The organism is Bacillus sp. (in: firmicutes), from assembly GCF_031983925.1.
Lineage (GTDB): Bacteria > Bacillota > Bacilli > Bacillales > Bacillaceae_G > Bacillus_A > Bacillus_A pacificus.
Genome location: NZ_DALYZR010000001.1, coordinates 163,644 through 182,011 on the forward strand (window position 1 = coordinate 163,644; position 18,368 = coordinate 182,011).

20 protein-coding genes and 1 other annotated feature are annotated in these 18,368 nt (G+C 35.7%); of the genes, 11 read left to right on the forward strand and 9 right to left on the reverse strand.

Annotated features, from left to right (window positions below):
• Positions 1-38 precede the first annotated feature (38 nt).
• From RTP99_RS00900 to RTP99_RS00920, 5 genes are all read left to right on the forward strand, one after another.
• Positions 39-701, forward strand: a complete 663-nt coding sequence (locus RTP99_RS00900) for a PspA/IM30 family protein (protein ID WP_000814143.1) — start codon at positions 39-41, stop codon at positions 699-701.
• A gap of 106 nt (positions 702-807) precedes the next feature.
• Positions 808-1,548 carry a cell wall-active antibiotics response protein LiaF gene (gene liaF / locus RTP99_RS00905; RefSeq protein ID WP_000716091.1) on the forward strand — a complete coding sequence of 247 codons (741 nt, stop codon included), beginning with the start codon at positions 808-810 and terminating at the stop codon, positions 1,546-1,548.
• Complete coding sequence (locus tag RTP99_RS00910; protein WP_000744320.1) at positions 1,548-2,603, forward strand: sensor histidine kinase; 1,056 nt, start codon at positions 1,548-1,550, stop codon at positions 2,601-2,603. Before liaF ends, RTP99_RS00910 begins: the two co-directional genes overlap by 1 nt.
• Positions 2,600-3,232 (forward strand): response regulator, encoded by a 633-nt coding sequence (locus RTP99_RS00915; protein ID WP_000598709.1) that lies wholly within the window; start codon positions 2,600-2,602, stop codon positions 3,230-3,232. The genes RTP99_RS00910 and RTP99_RS00915 overlap by 4 nt, the downstream gene beginning before the upstream one ends.
• 55 nt (positions 3,233-3,287) lie before the next feature.
• On the forward strand, positions 3,288-3,626 hold the full coding sequence (locus RTP99_RS00920) for a DUF3922 domain-containing protein (protein ID WP_370530097.1): 339 nt from the start codon (positions 3,288-3,290) through the stop codon (positions 3,624-3,626).
• Positions 3,627-3,649: 23 nt separating this feature from the next.
• Here RTP99_RS00920 and brnQ3 read toward each other — a convergent pair whose 3' ends face one another.
• Entirely contained in the window at positions 3,650-5,005 is a 1,356-nt protein-coding gene (gene brnQ3 / locus RTP99_RS00925; RefSeq protein WP_001099152.1) for a branched-chain amino acid transport system II carrier protein BrnQ3, read from the reverse strand.
• Positions 5,006-5,062: 57 nt separating this feature from the next.
• Positions 5,063-5,321, reverse strand: a binding site (T-box leader).
• Positions 5,322-5,591: 270 nt separating this feature from the next.
• Here brnQ3 and RTP99_RS00930 point away from each other — a divergent pair.
• Positions 5,592-5,801 carry a hypothetical protein gene (locus RTP99_RS00930; RefSeq protein ID WP_000880630.1) on the forward strand — a complete coding sequence of 70 codons (210 nt, stop codon included), beginning with the start codon at positions 5,592-5,594 and terminating at the stop codon, positions 5,799-5,801.
• Between the two features lie 39 nt (positions 5,802-5,840).
• Here RTP99_RS00930 and RTP99_RS00935 read toward each other — a convergent pair whose 3' ends face one another.
• Complete coding sequence (locus tag RTP99_RS00935; RefSeq protein WP_000026256.1) at positions 5,841-6,617, reverse strand: class I SAM-dependent methyltransferase; 777 nt, start codon at positions 6,615-6,617, stop codon at positions 5,841-5,843.
• A 108-nt stretch (positions 6,618-6,725) separates the two neighbouring features.
• On the opposite strand from RTP99_RS00935, the gene RTP99_RS00940 reads away from it, so the two are divergent.
• Complete coding sequence (locus RTP99_RS00940) at positions 6,726-7,577, forward strand: YhfM domain-containing protein (RefSeq protein ID WP_000782993.1); 852 nt, start codon at positions 6,726-6,728, stop codon at positions 7,575-7,577.
• 87 nt (positions 7,578-7,664) lie between these two features.
• Here the strand turns inward: RTP99_RS00940 and RTP99_RS00945 are convergent, their stop codons facing one another.
• Entirely contained in the window at positions 7,665-7,862 is a 198-nt protein-coding gene (locus RTP99_RS00945; protein ID WP_001053353.1) for a hypothetical protein, read from the reverse strand.
• Between the two features lie 151 nt (positions 7,863-8,013).
• Here RTP99_RS00945 and RTP99_RS00950 point away from each other — a divergent pair, with 151 nt between their 5' ends.
• Both RTP99_RS00950 and hmpA read left to right on the forward strand, forming a co-directional pair.
• Positions 8,014-9,111: a site-2 protease family protein gene (locus RTP99_RS00950; RefSeq protein ID WP_000794486.1), complete on the forward strand. Its 1,098-nt coding sequence runs from the start codon at positions 8,014-8,016 to the stop codon at positions 9,109-9,111.
• Positions 9,112-9,289: 178 nt separating this feature from the next.
• Complete coding sequence (gene hmpA, locus RTP99_RS00955; protein ID WP_000947719.1) at positions 9,290-10,498, forward strand: NO-inducible flavohemoprotein; 1,209 nt, start codon at positions 9,290-9,292, stop codon at positions 10,496-10,498.
• Between the two features lie 31 nt (positions 10,499-10,529).
• Here the strand turns inward: hmpA and RTP99_RS00960 are convergent, their stop codons facing one another.
• Positions 10,530-11,042 carry a Crp/Fnr family transcriptional regulator gene (locus tag RTP99_RS00960; protein ID WP_000600575.1) on the reverse strand — a complete coding sequence of 171 codons (513 nt, stop codon included), beginning with the start codon at positions 11,040-11,042 and terminating at the stop codon, positions 10,530-10,532.
• A gap of 168 nt (positions 11,043-11,210) precedes the next feature.
• Between RTP99_RS00960 and RTP99_RS00965 the strand changes: the two genes are divergently transcribed.
• Positions 11,211-11,438 (forward strand): hypothetical protein, encoded by a 228-nt coding sequence (locus RTP99_RS00965; protein ID WP_000882907.1) that lies wholly within the window; start codon positions 11,211-11,213, stop codon positions 11,436-11,438.
• 293 nt (positions 11,439-11,731) lie between these two features.
• Here RTP99_RS00965 and RTP99_RS00970 read toward each other — a convergent pair whose 3' ends face one another.
• The 3 genes from RTP99_RS00970 to RTP99_RS00980 all read right to left on the reverse strand — a co-directional run bounded on the left by RTP99_RS00970 (position 11,732) and on the right by RTP99_RS00980 (position 14,280).
• Positions 11,732-12,532: a sulfite exporter TauE/SafE family protein gene (locus RTP99_RS00970; RefSeq protein ID WP_000455758.1), complete on the reverse strand. Its 801-nt coding sequence runs from the start codon at positions 12,530-12,532 to the stop codon at positions 11,732-11,734.
• Between the two features lie 117 nt (positions 12,533-12,649).
• Positions 12,650-13,648 carry an inorganic phosphate transporter gene (locus tag RTP99_RS00975; RefSeq protein ID WP_000380271.1) on the reverse strand — a complete coding sequence of 333 codons (999 nt, stop codon included), beginning with the start codon at positions 13,646-13,648 and terminating at the stop codon, positions 12,650-12,652.
• A gap of 11 nt (positions 13,649-13,659) precedes the next feature.
• Positions 13,660-14,280, reverse strand: a complete 621-nt coding sequence (locus RTP99_RS00980; RefSeq protein WP_000231448.1) for a DUF47 domain-containing protein — start codon at positions 14,278-14,280, stop codon at positions 13,660-13,662.
• Between the two features lie 312 nt (positions 14,281-14,592).
• Between RTP99_RS00980 and RTP99_RS00985 the strand changes: the two genes are divergently transcribed.
• Positions 14,593-16,635, forward strand: a complete 2,043-nt coding sequence (locus tag RTP99_RS00985; RefSeq protein WP_000769283.1) for a transglycosylase domain-containing protein — start codon at positions 14,593-14,595, stop codon at positions 16,633-16,635.
• A 124-nt stretch (positions 16,636-16,759) separates the two neighbouring features.
• Here the strand turns inward: RTP99_RS00985 and RTP99_RS00990 are convergent, their stop codons facing one another.
• Positions 16,760-17,188, reverse strand: a complete 429-nt coding sequence (locus tag RTP99_RS00990) for a hypothetical protein (protein WP_001265564.1) — start codon at positions 17,186-17,188, stop codon at positions 16,760-16,762.
• Between the two features lie 212 nt (positions 17,189-17,400).
• Positions 17,401-18,368, reverse strand: a 968-nt coding sequence (locus tag RTP99_RS00995; protein WP_312363580.1) for a Gly-Xaa-Xaa repeat protein, incomplete at its 5' end; no start/stop codon positions are given.

Sequence of the window (18,368 nt, forward strand, 5' to 3'; positions counted from 1 at the left end):
CAAATCAAATTTATAAAGTAGAAGAGAGGAAGATTATAATGAAACAATCTTTATTCGGACGTGTACGCGATGCAATTTTAGCAGATTTTCATAATGTGTTAGATGAGAAAGAAAGAAAAAACCCAATTGCTATGTTAAACCAATATTTACGTGATAGTGAGCGTGAAATAACAAAAATTGAGAAGTTAATTCAGCGTCATAAAACATTAAAATCTAACTTTGCTCGTGAGCTTGAGCAAGCACGTTATTTCGTGAATAAAAGATCTAAGCAAGCGATCATCGCTCAAGAAGCAGGCGAACTACAACTACATGAGCGTGCATTAGAAGAAGTAGCTTATTATGAAGGGCAAGTAACTCGATTAGAAGAAATGTATGCAGGTGTTGTAGAACAAATTGATGAGCTAGAGCGTCGTCTTTCTGAAATGAAAAATAAATTAAAAGAAATGAACGCAAAACGTATGGAATTAATGGCACGTGAAAATATGGCACATGCAAATCGTCGTATGAATACTGCGATGCATAAAATGGATGAAAATAATCCATTCTTACGCTTTGAAGAAATTGAAGATCATATTCGCGACTTAGAAACTCGTATGAACGAGGAGCATGAACGTGACACATTTGATATGAAGATTGCAAAGCTTGAGCGTGAAATGAAAGAAAAGAATGATGTATCGTTAACGAAAGAGTTAACAAAATAATAGTAGTATATTATAAAACAGGCTTATGATATAGTGATAGGAGAAAAGGTGTTGGAAAGCAATGCCTTTTCTTCTATGTATATGTGACAAGAAGGGGGGAGCTGAAATGAAGAAACATTTTTCAAAGACACAATTAATGGGGATGCTCCTCATCATATTTGGATTCGGTCTTTTTCTTGATATGATACTTGGACATTTTGAACCAGGTGGTCTCATTTTTGCATTTATTATGCTTATGTTTGGAAGGCATTATCGTAAAAAGAATCGTTATGTACGGGGAAATGTATTTTTATTTGTCGGTGGTATCGTATTTTTATTCTTCTTATTTTCATCAGCAGCATTTGTTCTTGTCGTATTTGCTTGTTTAGCTTTAATTGGTTATCAATTGATTCAACAAGGGCATCAGCAAAAAGCAATGAAGGTTGAAATTAAAGAAGAAGGGATTATAGACGAAGAGAAGCAAATATATCGTACAGAACCATATTTAAAAAATATGTTTGTAGGCAATGTACGAATGATGGATCATATTTATGAACTTGAGGATATTAATGTTCAATATGGTGCTTGTGATGTGGAAATAGATTTAACAACTGCTATGATTCCAGAAGGAGAAACGGTAATTGTTATTCGGGGTGTCGTTGGTAATATTCGTTTATATGTGCCATATGATATTGAACTGTCTTTAAATCATTCTGTTATTGTCGGACGTGTGCTCTTGCCAGGTCATGAGGAGACAGGGTTTAACCGCAATGTTACATTTAGAACAGAGCAGTATAAAGAGGCTCCTCGTCGTATTAAAATTATTTCTTCGCTTGTCGTAGGCGATACGGAAGTGAGGAAAGTATAATGAAGAAACAAAAAAATATTTCGTGGATGTATATTCGTTATTCTATGTTGTCCTCAGTTAGTATCGCACTCATTTGTACAATTGTATATGTATGGAAAAGCGAGCAACAAGTATATGATTTATTATGGAAGGAATCCATCGCTTCTGTTCCAATTGGCTTGTTTATTATGACTACAAGTTTACTTATCGGGGGGATTGTAGGATATGCAATCGGTTACTATATAGAGCAGCGTATACAAGGATTAAATACGTTTCTATTTGAAGTAGAGCGAGGGAATTTTCCGAGTGATGTTTCGTTTACTGCAGATGATGAATTTCATGAAGTGGAACGAAAAGTAATCGGTCTGGCTCGTCGATTAGAGGAGCAAGCTGGACTCTTTCAAAAGGTAACGAATGAACGAGCTCATTGGAATGAAGAGATGAGACAAGAAGCGATTTCCCAAGAAAGGCATCGATTGGCGAGGGAGCTGCATGATTCTGTAAGTCAGCAGCTTTTTGCAATGTCGATGATGATGTCGGCTATTAATGAACAAGTAGCTGAATTTCCAGAAACGACGAAAAAGCAGTTACAGCTCGTTGAAAATATGGTTGTAAATGCACAGTCAGAAATGAGAGCATTGCTTCTTCATTTACGCCCAGTACAGTTAGAAGGTAAGAAACTAACAGAAGGTATAGAAGAATTATTAACAGAACTATCTAGAAAGCAACATATGAAAATTGAATGGTTAATTGAACCGATTCAATTAAAAAAAGGTGTAGAAGATCACTTATTCCGCATTGTACAAGAGGCGCTATCTAACACTTTACGTCATGCGAAGGCAAAGAAAACGGAAGTGCGTCTTCGAAAAATTGATCAATATGCAATATTGAAAATTATTGATGATGGTGTAGGTTTTAAAGTAGGAGTGAATAAGGCTGGTTCTTACGGATTAAGGTCAATACAAGAGCGTGTTCATGAAATTGGTGGGACATTAAAGGTACTTAGTTTTCCAAATAAAGGTACACAAATAGAAGTAAAAGTACCGATTATGATTGAGAGAGGGGGAGAATCATGATTAAAGTATTACTAGTGGATGATCATGAAATGGTTCGAATGGGTGTATCAGCATATTTATCAACGCAGCCAGATATTGAAGTAGTTGGAGAAGCTGAAAATGGAAGAAAAGGTTCAGAGTTAGCTTTGCAATTAAGGCCGGATATTATTTTGATGGATCTTGTCATGGATGAGATGGATGGTGTTGAAGCAACACGTGCTATTATTCAAGAATGGCCAGAAGCAAAAATTGTAGTTGTAACGAGCTTTTTAGATGATGAGAAATTGTATCCTGTTATTGAGGCCGGAGCGACAAGTTATTTATTAAAAACATCAAGAGCGAGTGATATAGCAGACGCTGTACGAGCTACTTATGATGGAGAAACGGTATTAGAGCCGAAAGTTACTGGTAAAATGATGTCTCGTATGCGTCAGAAGAAAGAACAACCTTTGCATGAGGAGTTAACAGAAAGAGAGTCTGAAATTTTGTTATTAATTGCAGAGGGGAAAAGTAATCAAGAGATTGCAGACGAGTTGTTTATTGCCCTCAAAACAGTAAAGACACATGTGAGCAATATATTAAATAAGCTAAATGTAAGTGACCGGACACAGGCGGTTATTTATGCGTTTCGACATCAATTGACGAAATGATAAAGTGAAATTTTAACCAGTGGGGTGGTCCCCACTGGTTATTAGTTTGTACAAAATCTTTTTATTGACGCCAATAAATGTAAGCGTTATCATTAAGTTGTTAACAGTACATACAAAGGGGAGAATGTATATGCTAGTTCAAACTATATTCGGTATGGATAAGTCTAAAAAACTAGGGGATTATGTGAACGCATTACAAGCGCTTTGTGAACAATATAATGTTGAAACAGATAAAATTGCAATTGTTGAGGCGACAGAAGAGTACTATTTATTTTTAATAAAGCAAGAAGAGTGCTACGATGTTGTCAAAGTAGAAACAGTGGATACAAATATCGATTATTATACGAAAGCGTATAAAATAAGCAGTTTTAATCATACTGCTTATCAAATGTAAAAAAACTCCCTTTCGGGAGTTTTTTAGGATGCTTTTATTTCACGAGATTCGGTGAGTAAGGGAACTTTTTTCGCGCCGCTTAGCTTAGCGATTGTAAGGCCGATAAGAGCTCCGATTAATGCAGGTACTAGCCAACCTATTCCTTCATTATATAAAGGGATAAATTCAAAATATGATGTGATAAATGAAACTGAAATACCACCTTGTTTTAATCCATCAAATACGCTTACGATTGCTGCGCCAATTAAAGCACCTACATAAACAGAGCGATATCCACCGAAATATTTATGCAGTAACGATAGTAGAACAAGTACAATCGCAACTGGATATACAACAAGTAAAATTGGAACAGAGATGGAAATGATTTTTGTTAAACCTAAGTTGGCAACTAATAATCCCAATACACAAATGATACTTGCGAATGTTTTGTATGAAAATTTAGTCAATAATGTTGAGAAATATTGACTACATGCAGATACAAGTCCAACACATGTTGTTAAGCAAGCGAGTGTAACGATAAGAGATAATAAAAGCAGACCATATGGACCGAATAATTGTTGTACGATTACAGTAAGTAATTTTCCACCATTCTTTGCATATCCGAGCGAGACGCTAGTTGCACCGAGCCAGCCAAGCGCACCATATACAAGTACGAGGCCAATAGCAGCAATAAGTCCAGCTTTGGCTGTTGCGATGGCAATGGATTTACGATCCTTCACACCTTTAGAGCGAATGGTATTTACAACGATAATTCCAAATGCAAGTGCTGAAATGGTATCCATCGTTAAGTAACCTTCCATAAAGCCTTTGAAAATCGGAGAAGTTTGATACTCTTGCATTGCAGGTCCTGATTGTCCAAGTGGTGTAAATACACTTTTAACAAACAATAAGAAAATAGAGAGTAATAAAATAGGTGTTAATATATTTCCGATACGATCTACAAGTTTAGATGGATTCAAACTCAGCCAATATACGATAGCAAAGAAGATGATTGTATATGCAAAAAGTGCTAGGCTGCTAGAGCGAATCGTTTCTGGTAAGAAAGAACTAACGCCCATTTCATAAGCGACATTTGCAACGCGTGGAATACCCATAGAAGGACCAATGGCGATGTATACAACTACCGTAAAGAATATTCCGAATAAGGGGTGAACATGACTTGCAAGTTGCTGCATACCATTTCCTGATAAAGAAATTGCGATAACTGTTAGTAGTGGTAAACCCACTCCTGTTAGTAAAAATCCAATCATTGCCGGCCAAAAGTTTTCGCCTGCATTTTGTCCAAGCATGGGAGGGAAAATTAAATTACCTGCCCCAAAAAATAAAGAAAATAGCATAAGACCCGTGAAAAAAATATGTTTTTTTGATACAGTGTTCATTGTTTTTCCTCCTTTTTTAAAATTCATTTGTAAGAACACAAAAAACTCGTCCCTAAAGAAAGGGACGAGTTATATTTACCCGCGATACCACCCTAATTTATACATGTAGAAATAATTCTATATGTATACGGCTCTGCAACGTACAACATGATACGTGTTCCTTGTAACGGGGGACAGCCGGTAAGAACTTACTATAACATTCGGTTCTACTTCTCGGAGATGATTTTCGGCTACGCACTGAACGTTGGCTTTCAGCAAATCGCCAACTCTCTGGGGGACAGTCCTATAACGTACTCGTTCTCGTCAATGAATTTTTATTCAAGTATTCTGAAAGTATTGTTACATTTTTTTTTTAGAAAGTCAATATATTTTTTAATAAAATATATATATGCGGAAATGTTATTTGTTTTGGAATGAATAGTTGATGTAAATTGAATTGTAAAACAGAAGTAAAAATTTGCGGAGAATTGTAAAATTTATAGAGAAAGTTGATATTTATAGGAGTAAAGAAGGGATTGTTTGAATTTAGAGAGAATAATACAACAATCCACTTGCTGGAAAGAACAAACCAAAAGAGGTGACTGAAATGCTTGCGATGGGAGTATTATTTGGCATTATTGCTATAATTGGTTTTATGTGGTTATATTATTCGCGTTCGTTTAAACAAGCAGAAGTTTTACTCTTTCAAAAAGGTAGTTTGTTGACAAATCAGTCTAGATATTTAGTATGTCCGAAGTGTGGAAGTGCACAGGCCAGAAGTGGAGGATATCAAGAGTGTTGCAAAATTAGATTATGAAAGAAGGAAGCCTCACATTATTTTGTGAGGCTTCCTTCCTTACAACTTCATGGCGCTCCAAATGGTCCAACGATCTCTTTCGATAATAGGAGAGACGTTTTGTAAGGCGGTCTTTACTTGTTGTAGAAGTTGAGAAAGTTCATAATCTGTTAGTTCATATAGAATGGATCGGCCTGTTCGAGGTGATAAATCTTGCAATAATGCCTGTACAGAACCATGTATTTTTCGTATCTCCCATTGTGTTTGAGTCGGGAAAACGTGAAGAAAATATTTTTGTAATTCTTGCTGTATCGTGGTGGTTTTTGGACGTCTTTTTGATTCTATTTCAATGAGTTTTGGGAAGATAGAGAAAAAATATCCACGGATGTGTTCGGGACTTCCAGGGATCGTACAATCTTCAATAGTTCGGTCTTGTACAATAAGTACACCGTTTTTCTTTAATATACGAGAAGCTTCACGTAGAAATGTAGGAACGTCTTGTAAATGATGAATAACTGCGCGCGAAATAACAATGTCGAATGTATCATTAGGATATGGGACGCTATGTGCATCACCTTGAATGAAAGAAATGTTTGAAAATCCGCTACAATTTTCTTTTGCAGCCTGTAATATTTCTTTTGAAAAATCAAGCCCAACAACACTTTCTGCTCCCATAAGAGCAAGTTCTTTCGTATAAATCCCGCCACCACAGCCGATATCAATTATTCGTTTCTTTTGTACGTCTGTAATATTTTTTATCATTTCTCTCCAAGAAATATGGGCGTTTCGCTGTGCGTATGTGTATTTATTATTTGCATCGTGAAAATTAATGGACATGAAAAAGACCTCCTTTCAATGCTTAGTATAGCGTATTTTATAGTGTGTCACGTTTTTGTTTTTTGTATGAAGATTATAAGAGTTTCTTATTGTAAAAGGAGGATTAAGTTGAAAATGAAATATGTATTGCTGTTATTTGTTATGTTACTAGCATCTTGTAGTCAAGTTGAGCAAAAAAAAGAAACAAAAAAAGTGGAAGAGACGGTGAATGAAGTGAAAGAAACAATAGAGGTAACCGTTATACAAAAAAAACATAAAGAGAAAAAGTTACAGGAATCAGAAGCTAAGGTAGTAATAGACATTATAGATAAAGCTGAGAAACAAGAAATAACAGGTAGCTTTGGTGAACCTGAATATGAAATACAAATTAGTAGAGATGGGAAGAAAGAAACGTATTATGCATGGCTAAGAGGAGAAGACAGACGAGGATGGGTACAACATAAGAAAGCTATGTATATGCTGAATAAAAAAGATACAGAAAAGCTTTTGGCTATATTTCCAAATGTATCAGAACAAAAAGAAGATGAAACACAGGCAGGTCCTTTAACGGAAGTAACAAAAAAAGATTTGCAGATTACCGCGTTCCATATTAAAGCGGGCGATCAAAAAGTGAATTATACAGTACGGTATACGATTTCACAATCACTATACAACAAGTTAGAGAAGGAACAAGAATACTATTTGCAGGTCATTTTTCCAGAAAAAGTTCAAAAATTAATTGGAGCAAAAGAGAGTGGAAAAATCTTAGGAGAAAAGGTAAAGGAAGGATATAAACAGTATGAATTGCATGCTACTGTTCCGGTACAAGGTGCTTCAGAATCACAATTAAAGTCATTAGAAACATATTATGAAAATTATGATTTGAAAATATTAAATAGTAAACAAGAAAAAATAGGTGTTTTTCAAAATATTATTCAAATTGTTAAAGATTATGGTGAAAAAATGAATTTACAAAGATAAGGTGAAACGTTATTCGAGATAAACTCCTCAATTCTATATGAACTTTCCTAGGAAATGATAATAGAGAGGGGAACCCCCCCCTCTCTATTACTTTGCTTTTGCAGATGGCTCATTCATTGATTTTCGTGTAATAAGAAAAGAAATCATAAGAGCGGAAAGGATGATAAGAGCAATAAATACGTGATTGGGCAACAAATCTAATAGTAATACGTAACTAACGGTATAAAAAATAAGAGTTGAGGCTAAAAAAGATAGAGCTCCTATTATGAGAGATTGTAAATTCAATTGTGCGCACCTCCTTTTATTTATATTTTTGGCTAAAAATGGATTATATAAACATTATTTCTAACAATAGAAAAAAATATGTCATAATAGAAAAAAGAACAAGCTTTAATGAATGTATATCATTCATTAATGAAAGATAAAGGAGAGGAATATGAAAAATAATAAAAAAGGATTATGGGGAATTATTGTTGCAATAGGGTTATTTTTACTTTCTAAGTTAAAGTGGGTATTTGCAATTTTTAAATTAGCAAAGTTTTCAACGGTATTTAGTATGTTTCTATCACTTGGTGCGTACGCAGTTATATATGGTTGGCAATTTGGGGTAGCGCTCATTTATTTGTTGTTTATTCATGAAATGGGCCATTTATGGGCTGCGAAAAGAAAAGGTATACCAACATCGCCAGCAATATTTATTCCATTTATGGGCGCTCTTATTGGGATGAAAGAGATGCCTAAAAATGCAAAAGATGAAGCATATATTGCCTATATGGGACCTCTTTTCGGATTACTTTCATTTTTACCGGCTATTCCACTTTATATGATAACGAAAGAGCCGTTTTGGGCGCTCATTATTTTACTCGGAAGTATGATTAATTTCTTTAATTTAATTCCGGTTTCTCCGTTAGACGGGGGACGGATTATTTCAGTTGTAAGTACGAGAATTTGGGGAGCGGGGCTTGTTTTACTACTTGGGTATTCAATTTATTTTAAAAGTATTTTGGGCGGATTTATTTTTATTATCGGCTGTATGGAATTGTATAGAGTAATAAAGAGAGATGAGCCAATTAAGGAATTAGGATATAAAATTGATGGAATGAAAGAATATGTTGCAAGGCTTGAAGAAGAGTTAAAAGAAACTGGTGCAGTGCATCGGAATATATATATGATGCAACATGAAATAAATGTATTAAGGCAAAAAGAAAGAGAGAAAGAATTAAAAACAGGAGAACTTCAAAAGATTGAAGTGTTAGAATATCTTTTACCAAAGTTTGAGCCACTTGATTACGTCCCATATGAAGATGAAAAAGAAACACATACAATTCATATACGAGAAGCATTTGAAATGTCAGAAAGAAAATTACAGGAATGGGATGCAGACAAGAGACAACAGGAAAACTATTACAAAGTGGATACGAAAACGAAATGGACAGCATTTGCTTGTTATATCGGATTAATGGCTATACTCGGTTACGCAGCTTATGAAGGGTATATGGTTTTACAAGAACATTTGCCAACGAGGAATGTATAGAAAAATATTGTCGAAATGATAAGCTAGCTAGCATTCTAGTTAGCTTATTTTCTTTTGTAAGTGCAATGTTCATATATTTTTCACAAAAACACCGTGTTAATAGTGATTAAAATCACAATCTGTATTATACAATTCGGTTAAACTAAAAACAGTTAAGGAAATAGAGGAGTGGGATACAATGTTAAGTGAAAAAACAATTGAAATCGTAAAGTCAACAGTACCATTATTACAGGAAAAAGGCGTTGAAATTACAACGAGATTTTATGAAATTTTATTTTCGGAACATCCGGAGCTATTGAATATCTTCAATCATACAAATCAGAAAAAGGGAAGACAACAACAAGCGTTAGCGAATGCTGTTTATGCAGCTGCAACGTACATTGATAATTTAGAAGTTATTATTCCAGTTGTAAAACAAATTGGTCATAAGCATAGAAGTTTAGGTATTAAAGCAGAGCATTACCCGATTGTAGGTACATGTTTACTACGCGCAATTAAAGAGGTCGCAGGTGCACCTGATGAAGTTTTAAACGCATGGGGAGAAGCTTATGGTGTCATTGCTGATGCATTCATTAGTATTGAAGCAGAGATGTATGAAGAAGCGGCACATAAAGAAGGTGGATGGAAAGATTTCCGTAACTTTGTAGTTGTAAAAAAAGTGAAGGAAAGCGATGTTATTACGTCATTTTATTTGAAACCTGAAGATGGAGGGAAAGTTTCTTCATTCATCCCAGGACAATATGTAACGGTTCAAATCAATATTGAAGGTGAAACATATACACATAATCGTCAATATAGCTTATCAGATGCTCCTGGAAAAGAATATTATCGTATTAGTGTCAAGAAAGAAAAAGGTGTAGATACACCGGACGGTAAAGTATCTAATTACTTACATGATCATGTAAAAGAAGGCGATATGTTACCAGTCAGTGCACCAGCGGGAGATTTCGTATTAAATATGGATTCAACATTACCAGTTGTCCTAATTAGTGGTGGAGTAGGTATTACACCAATGATGAGTATGCTAAATACGTTAATTGAACAAGATTCAAAACGTAATGTATGTTTTGTTCATGCAGCACTAAATAGTAATACACATGCAATGAAAGAACACGTTGAGGCATTAGATAATGAATACGAACAAGTGAAAGCATACACTTGCTATTCGGCGCCGACTGAAAAAGATCTGGAAATGAAAAACTTTGATAAAGAAGGTTTGATTGAGGCTGAATGGCTGCAAACGATTATTCCGACAACGGAAGCAGAATTTTATTTCTGTGGTCCAGTAGCATTTATGAAGCATATAAATGCTACATTAACTGATTTAGGTGTGAAACAAGAGCATATTCATTATGAATTTTTCGGTCCAGCAGCAAGCTTACAATAGATGGAGTTTGAAAAAGCAAAAAAACGAGGTATTATTTCACCTCGTTTTTTATTTGTTCTCGCAATAATCGATTTACCGTTTCGCGGCGTATACCGATGAGCTGACCAATTTCAGTTTGTGTTAATATTTCATATATAGGAATGTCACCTAAATATAGTGTGAACCATTCTTGTAAGCGATGAAGACGTTCTTTTGGAGAGACGGTCGTCAATTGGTCGATACGTTGCTGCATCATTCTTAATTTTGACTGTAATTGCATAGCGATATTTGCATATGATGCAGGATCCGCTTGAAGTTGATTGTACCACTCATTGCTAATTATAGGTTCAACTTCCGTTTTCATTAAAGCGATTGCTGTACCGTGATATTCCTTCGGTGAAATTAAGGAATGGTGAGGTATCGTTTCTCCTGGAACGATAATGTTGAATAGAAATGGTGTTCCATCTTCTTCTATCCTTACTACTTTTAATAAACCTGTTTTTATAAAATATAAAGGACCGTCCTCACCTTGACGGAATAGTACATCTCCTTTGTGTAGAATCAATGTTAGCCCCCCGTTTATTAAACATTTCTATTTCTTTTAGTGTATATGTATAAAGACAATATGCTATTTAAACAGCAATTTCATTGACGAAATATATGCTATTACAGTAGTATACTATTTAGTGTGTAATAGTACTAGCAATGAATACGCTGTAGGGGGTTTAGTATATTGTTAGATGCGATAAAAATGACGGATATGAGAATTCCGGCAAATGCCATCATTCATGTAGAAGAGATGAAAGGTGGAGTCGTGTTATCCGTTGAAGTGGATGGCCAAATTATTTATACGATGGCTTATGATGAAGAAACAGATAGTTATGCTGAATTGTATGATCGAAACGATAAGAGGGCGTGCCAAGTACATGAAGACTTTATGGGATGGTCACTTCTTCACTAAAAAGATGTCAATATGACATCTTTTTTTATTAAAACGATAGAATATACAAAGAAATGAAATATAAGGATAAAATTTGTAATAAATGATTTTGCATTGTTAGCACTTTGTAACTGCAAGTAAATTATTTTTTCGCTATCATAAAGGTAACAGTCGCAGTTATAGGAGTGGTCAACGTGAAGAAAGTACATATTTCCAATTACATGTTATTATGTGTTTGTTTAATTTTATTTGTTCTCTTAGGAGGATTTTTATATTCATGTGTATAAGAAAAAACGCATTCTAAAAAGAACACGTTATAAAAAAGAAGTAATGATTAATCTAGTCCCAAGAATAATTAATGTGATACGCAATAAATTAATTACGGCGTTACCGCTTAATTTTGTATTAATATATGCCCCGATTTTTCCACCAATCCATGCACCAGGAATAAGAATTAATGCGTAAATCCAGCTGACATTTCCAAGGGAGATGTGAGTTGCAGAACTTACAATTGCTGATAGAAATACGATAAACATCGAAGTTGCTACAGCAATATGTGCTGGGAATGCAAAAAGTAGCATCATTGCTGGAACAAGTAAAGCACCGCCACCAATTCCAAATAACCCAGATATAAAACCAACTATAAAGGCGATAAAGATAGCGAGAAGCGGTGGGAATTGATAGTGTACAGTGTTTCCTTCGTTATCTGTAAAAGAGCGCTTGATTACAGTCATATTTGATAAAGAAAGGGGTTTTAATTTGTCTCGTAACATAAGAAGAATGGAGACAAAAATAAGAAAAATCCCAAAATATAAAGAAAATGTATCTTGGTTTAAAAATTTATTCGCCCACGAGCCGATGATACCACCAGGGCCACTCCCGATAAATAAAATAAGTCCACTTTTGTAATCTACTCGTTTATGCTTCATATAAGTAAGGGTGGAAGATAGTCCTGTAAAAACGACTGTTACCATTGAGGTTCCTACTGCAAGTTGTGGTGATAGGCTGTGTAATCCGATTAATAACGGAACAATAATAATTCCGCCGCCAAGTCCGACTAGACTCCCGACTGTCCCGGCGATTAGCCCGATGAAAAGTAACATGATGTATTCCAAAATTGCCAACTCCTCTATATAACTTATCCACCAATTATTATACACGCTTTTTCATGGGAAAAAGCTTTGTTCACAAAAAAGTCGTCTTCCTAGAAAAATAAGGAAGACGACTTTTAATTAAAAGATTAAGTGTAATAAAGAATAAAATAAAGCAGCTAAAGAAGCTGAAATAGGAAGTGTAATAACCCAAGTAATTAACATGCGTTTTGCAGTTCCCCATTTTACACCTTTCACACGATGAGAAGCACCAACCCCTAAAATAGAAGAAGAGATAACGTGCGTCGTACTAACTGGTAAGTGAATGAATGTTGCCCCGAAAATAACAAGAGATGATGATAAATCAGCAGCTACACCATTTACAGGACGAATTTTCATAATTTGTCCACCGACAGTTTTAATGATTTTCCATCCGCCGACAGAAGTACCAAGACCCATTGCAATGGCACAAGATAATTGTACCCAGAACGGGATATCGCTAGAAGTATGATAACTATTCGCCATAAGAGCCATTGTAATGATTCCCATTGCTTTTTGCGCATCATTCGTACCATGTGTATAAGCTTGTAATGCAGCAGTGAAAATCTGGAATATACGGAAGTTTTTGTTCGTCTTCGTTAAATTAAAGTTTTTAAAGACGACTTTAAAAATACTGTATACGATATAACCAATAACAAATGCGATAATTGGTGAAATGATTAAAGCTTCAATAATTTTTATGAATCCTTTAAAGTTTAATGAACTAAAACCAGCAGCAGCGATAGCTGCACCTGCGATGGAGCCAATGATTGCATGCGAAGAACTACTTGGAATACCGTAGTACCAAGTAATCAAATTCCATGCTATTGCCGCAAGTAAAGCAGCTAAAATTACAAGAGAACCATTTTGTAAAGCGAACGGATCAACAATATCTTTCGTAATCGTTTTTGCTACACCTGTAAATGTCATCGCACCTAAAAAGTTCATAATAGCTGCCATAATAATTGCATGTCTAGGCTTTAGAGCTTTCGTTGAAACAGCCGTTGCAATAGCGTTTGCTGTATCGTGAAATCCATTAATAAAGTCAAAAGCTAAAGCGCAAATGACTACTAAAACGGTCAGTATCAAGAGTGTATCCATGATCAAACTCCTTACGCGTTCTTCATAATAATTGTTTCTAATACGTTTGCAACGCTTTGGCAGCTATCCGCTACTTCTTCAAGCTCTTCGTAAATCTCTTTGTATTGAATGATCTTAATTGGATCTTTTTCACGAGAGAATAAGTGCTTAATCGCATGACGGCGAATATCATCACATTGTGATTCATAATCTTTAATCTTAATCGCATTTGTACGAATGTCGACTAATTTTTTGTTAGACATTAATTCAACAGAGTTTGCAATTTCAATCGCACATTGATTAATTGCTTCTACGAATTTAATCATGTATTCATCAGCTTCTGTAATAGAATACATTTCGAATAGACCAGCACTATGATCTAATCCGTCTAATACATCATCCATACTCATTGCAAGCTGTAGGATGTCCTCACGTTCAATAGGAGTAATAAACGCTTTGTTTAGCTCCATAATGATTTCGTGAATAAATGAGTCACCTTTTGACTCATACTCTTTCATGCGCATAGAAAACTCTTTTAAATCGCTAGCATTTTTAATTTTATACTCCACGAAAAACTGCGCGCCTTCTTTTAAATTTTCGGAAACATTCATTAACATTTCAGAAAATTTATCTTTTTTTGATTTAAAGACCATTATTAGTTACCCCCACAAAAGTAATATATGTAAAATATATTGGCTAGTCAATTCTAACAAAAAACTGTCGTTTTTTAAAACATTTTATCGAAAAGTTTACAAAAACTTAACATAACTCTTATTGTTGTATTAATAATATTAATAATCGATATTGAATATCTTACTTGTAGAATGTCCTTTTCTTGCAAAAAGTATGAATGTGAAAGAAAAGCTTTACACTACAGGAAAGACTACGTTATTATAATAAATTTAAAAGGAGGTATATTCTTCCTTTTGAAAAGAAGAGTGTAAACAAACGAAGGAAGTGAACGAATGAAATTGAAGAACACTCACTTAAAAAAAATGCAGGAGTGGTTCAACAAGAGGAAGAAGCTTCGTAATTCATTAATTGTATTAGGAAGTTTGCTCGCTACTCTATTTATTGCTATAAATATAATAATTTCTATTCAAGACATATCTGAATTAAAGCAAGCTGTTCCGCAGCCGACCTTAATTTATGATGCAAATAATGAAGTTGCGACTAAATTAGCTTCTTCTAAAACAGAAGGCGTAAAAAAGAAAGATATTCCTGATATTATGGTTCAGGCCATTGTTGCAGTAGAAGATAAGGAATTTTTTAACCATCACGGGATTTACTATAGTGGAATTATAAGTGCAGTTTTTAAAAATATTACAGCAGGAGAAGTTGTAGCAGGGGGAAGTACAATTACACAACAACTTGCGAAAAATGTATTTCTGACACAGGATCGCACATACTCTCGAAAAATTAAGGAATATTTTTTAACAAAAAAAATAGAGCGTACGTATACGAAAGATGAAATTATTGAAATGTATATGAACCAAATTTATTTTGGTGAAGGTGCTTGGGGTATAAAAAGGGCAGCTAAATCTTATTTTGATAAAGATGTAAAAGATTTAACAATTTCAGAAGCAGCAACGATTGCGGGCTTGATTAAAGCACCATCTGCGTATTCACCTTATAAAAACTTTAACAAGTCAATTGAAAGACGTAATGTCGTATTAAGTTTAATGAAAGAGCAAGGGTATATTTCGGACGAACAGTATAATAAAGAAAAAGAGAGTGGACTTGTGTTAAAACGTGGCGTTGATGATAAATACAAGGGAAAATACTCTCAATATGTAGACTATATTGTTAGAGAGGCGATGGACAAGTACGAATTAACACAAAATGAAATTTTAGCAGGTGGTTATCGTATTTATACAGAGCTTGACCCGAAAAAACAACAGGCCGTAGAAGACGTTGTGAATAATGATAGTTATTTCAAAGATAGTGGCTCAGACCAACTCATGCAAACGGGTGTAGTTCTTATGAATCCCAAAACAGGTGGTGTACCAGCTTTAGTTGGAGGCAGAGGGCCGTATCAGTTTTTACAGTTTAACCATGCAACCCAATTAAAAAGACAACCTGGCTCAACGTTAAAGCCTTTGGCTGTATATGTACCAGCGTTAGAACAAGGATATGAAGTATACGATATATTAAAAGATGAACCATTTAACATTAAAGAATATAAACCACAAAATAGCGATCATACTTTTCACGGTGATGTGACAATGTATGAAGCCGTAGCAAAGTCGTATAATGTTTCAGCTGTGTGGCTATTAGAACAAATTGGATTAGATAAAGGATTGAAATCTTTAGAGCGATTTGGTATTCCATTAGTGCCAGAAGATCGTACGTATCCAATTGCTTTAGGCGGTATGCATGTGGGAACATCTCCATTTGTAATGGCTCAAGCATACAGTACATTTGCAAATGACGGAGTCCAAGTGGAAGCTCATGCAATTAGGGAGATACAAAATGCTGAAGGTGAAACGCTTGGAAAGTGGTATAAGAAAGAGACACGAGTGACGAGCGAGAAAGTTTCTCAAAAAATGACATATTTATTAAAAGGTGTTGTCGAAAAGGGAACGGGCGAAAAGGCGAAAGTTAATAATGTTGATACGGCAGGTAAGACAGGAACTACTCAAATTGTAAATGGCCCGAGCACCGGTGCAAAGGATTCATGGTTTGTTGGATACACACCAGATTTGGTAGGTGCGATTTGGGTAGGATATGATAAAACCGATAGCGATCATTATGTTCCGGGTGGTAGTCAAATTACGACGACAATGTTCCGGGATATTATGAAAAAAGCGAACGCAAATCCAGCTCAAAAAGCATTTCAGTTATCGCTCATATCTGAGGCTGATTATAAAAAACAATTGACTACAATAGAAGAGGAAAAACGAAGAAAAGAAGAAGAGAAGAGAAGGAAAGAAGAGGAACAACAACGAAAACAAGAGCAACAAGAGTGGCTTGATAAAGTGAAAGAATGGATTCCTTCATTTTGGTAAAAGAAAGAGGCGAATAACGAAATTCGCCTTTTTTTTTGTATAAAAACAACATAAAATTTTAATCGATAGAGAGTTTTGTCTATCTTCATTAGCTATTAATCCATATCTATTGAGATACATGATATTACTCGTTAAGTATAATATTCGTACTGCCAAAGGATTCGGAATCGTATGTGACGATTATTTGGCCTTTACTAATAGGTTCGTAAGGTAATTCTTCTTCGTAATTACCGCTATTTTCATTGTGGATAGAAAGTGTAATTTCATCGACTTTTTTATTTGTATACTGATCTTTAATCGTTTCAGCAATTTGGAGTAACGCCTCGGAACTAGAAGCTTTCGTAATAAGCATCCCTTTTATAACTTTTTTTTCATTCTTTGTGGCATTGGAATAAGGGATGTTGCTTTGTTTCGTATATAGAAGTTTGTATGGAGCAGTTTTTCTCTCTGCTTTTGATATAGTGGAATATTTTAGAGTTAAAAAAAATCCTACACATAAAATAATGCATACCATAAGTGCAAACCAAATGCGTATTAGTGACATAACTCTCATTTTCATCCCTCTTTCATATCTTTGACTTCACTATTTATCATACAAAATGAGGATTAAGATAGAGTAAATTTGAAGTAAAGAAACGTAAAGAAGGAGCACCTATCCTCCCAAATAAGTGCTCCTTTTTATTCAAAGAGAGATTTAATAGACAATCAAAAACTTAGTACTTATAAATGTGCTTGATAACTCCAAAATAGTATTGGAAATTGTGGTTAGTAAATTCGGAAGATGGAAAGTATAGCAGTTGTTTCGCCTGTATTAGGAATAGAAATAGTATTTGCTGTAGGCTGTACAGAAATTGTTGTGCCAGCTGTTAAAGTAACAATCGTTGAGAAAGAAACCGCACTACCGATAACGTTAGTTGAGAAATTACGAGTAGGTGGTTGCCCGTTAAATGAAAGACCGAAGCCAAATGGTGAAGAACCTGGGAAAGTTGTAGATGCAGAGAAACTAATATCATATACACCAGTTTCTAAAACAGTTAGAGTATCAGAACCATTAAAGGATATATTTGACAATTCAAATGTTTCATTAAATTGTATATTACTTCCCGGTGATACAGTTTGTGCATTTGTGTTTCCTAATACAGCCGTAGTTACAGGAATTGGAGTACCCGCCGGTCCTGTTGCACCCGTAGCGCCCGCCGGTCCTTGAATACCTTGAGGTCCTTGAGGCCCAGTAGCGCCAGTAGCGCCCGCCGGCCCTTGAATACCTTGAGGTCCTTGAGCCCCAGTAGCGCCCGCCGGTCCTTGAATACCTTGAGGTCCTTGAGGCCCGGTAGCACCTGTTGCACCTGTTGCCCCGGTAGCGCCGGTAGCACCTGCAGGTCCTTGAACGCCTTGAGGTCCTTGAGGCCCGGTAGCGCCGGTAGCGCCCGCCGGTCCTTGAACGCCTTGAGGTCCTTGAGGCCCAGTAGCACCTGCAGGTCCTTGAACGCCTTGAGGTCCTTGAGGCCCAGTAGCGCCAGTAGCACCTGCAGGTCCTTGAACACCTTGAGCCCCCGTAGCACCAGTAGCACCTGCTGGTCCTTGAATACCTTGAGGTCCTTGAGCCCCTGTAGCGCCGGTAGCCCCCGCTGGCCCTTGAACACCTTGAGGTCCTTGAGCCCCGGTAGCACCTGTTGCGCCTGCAGGTCCTTGAACACCTTGAGGTCCTTGAGGCCCAGTAGCGCCAGTAGCAC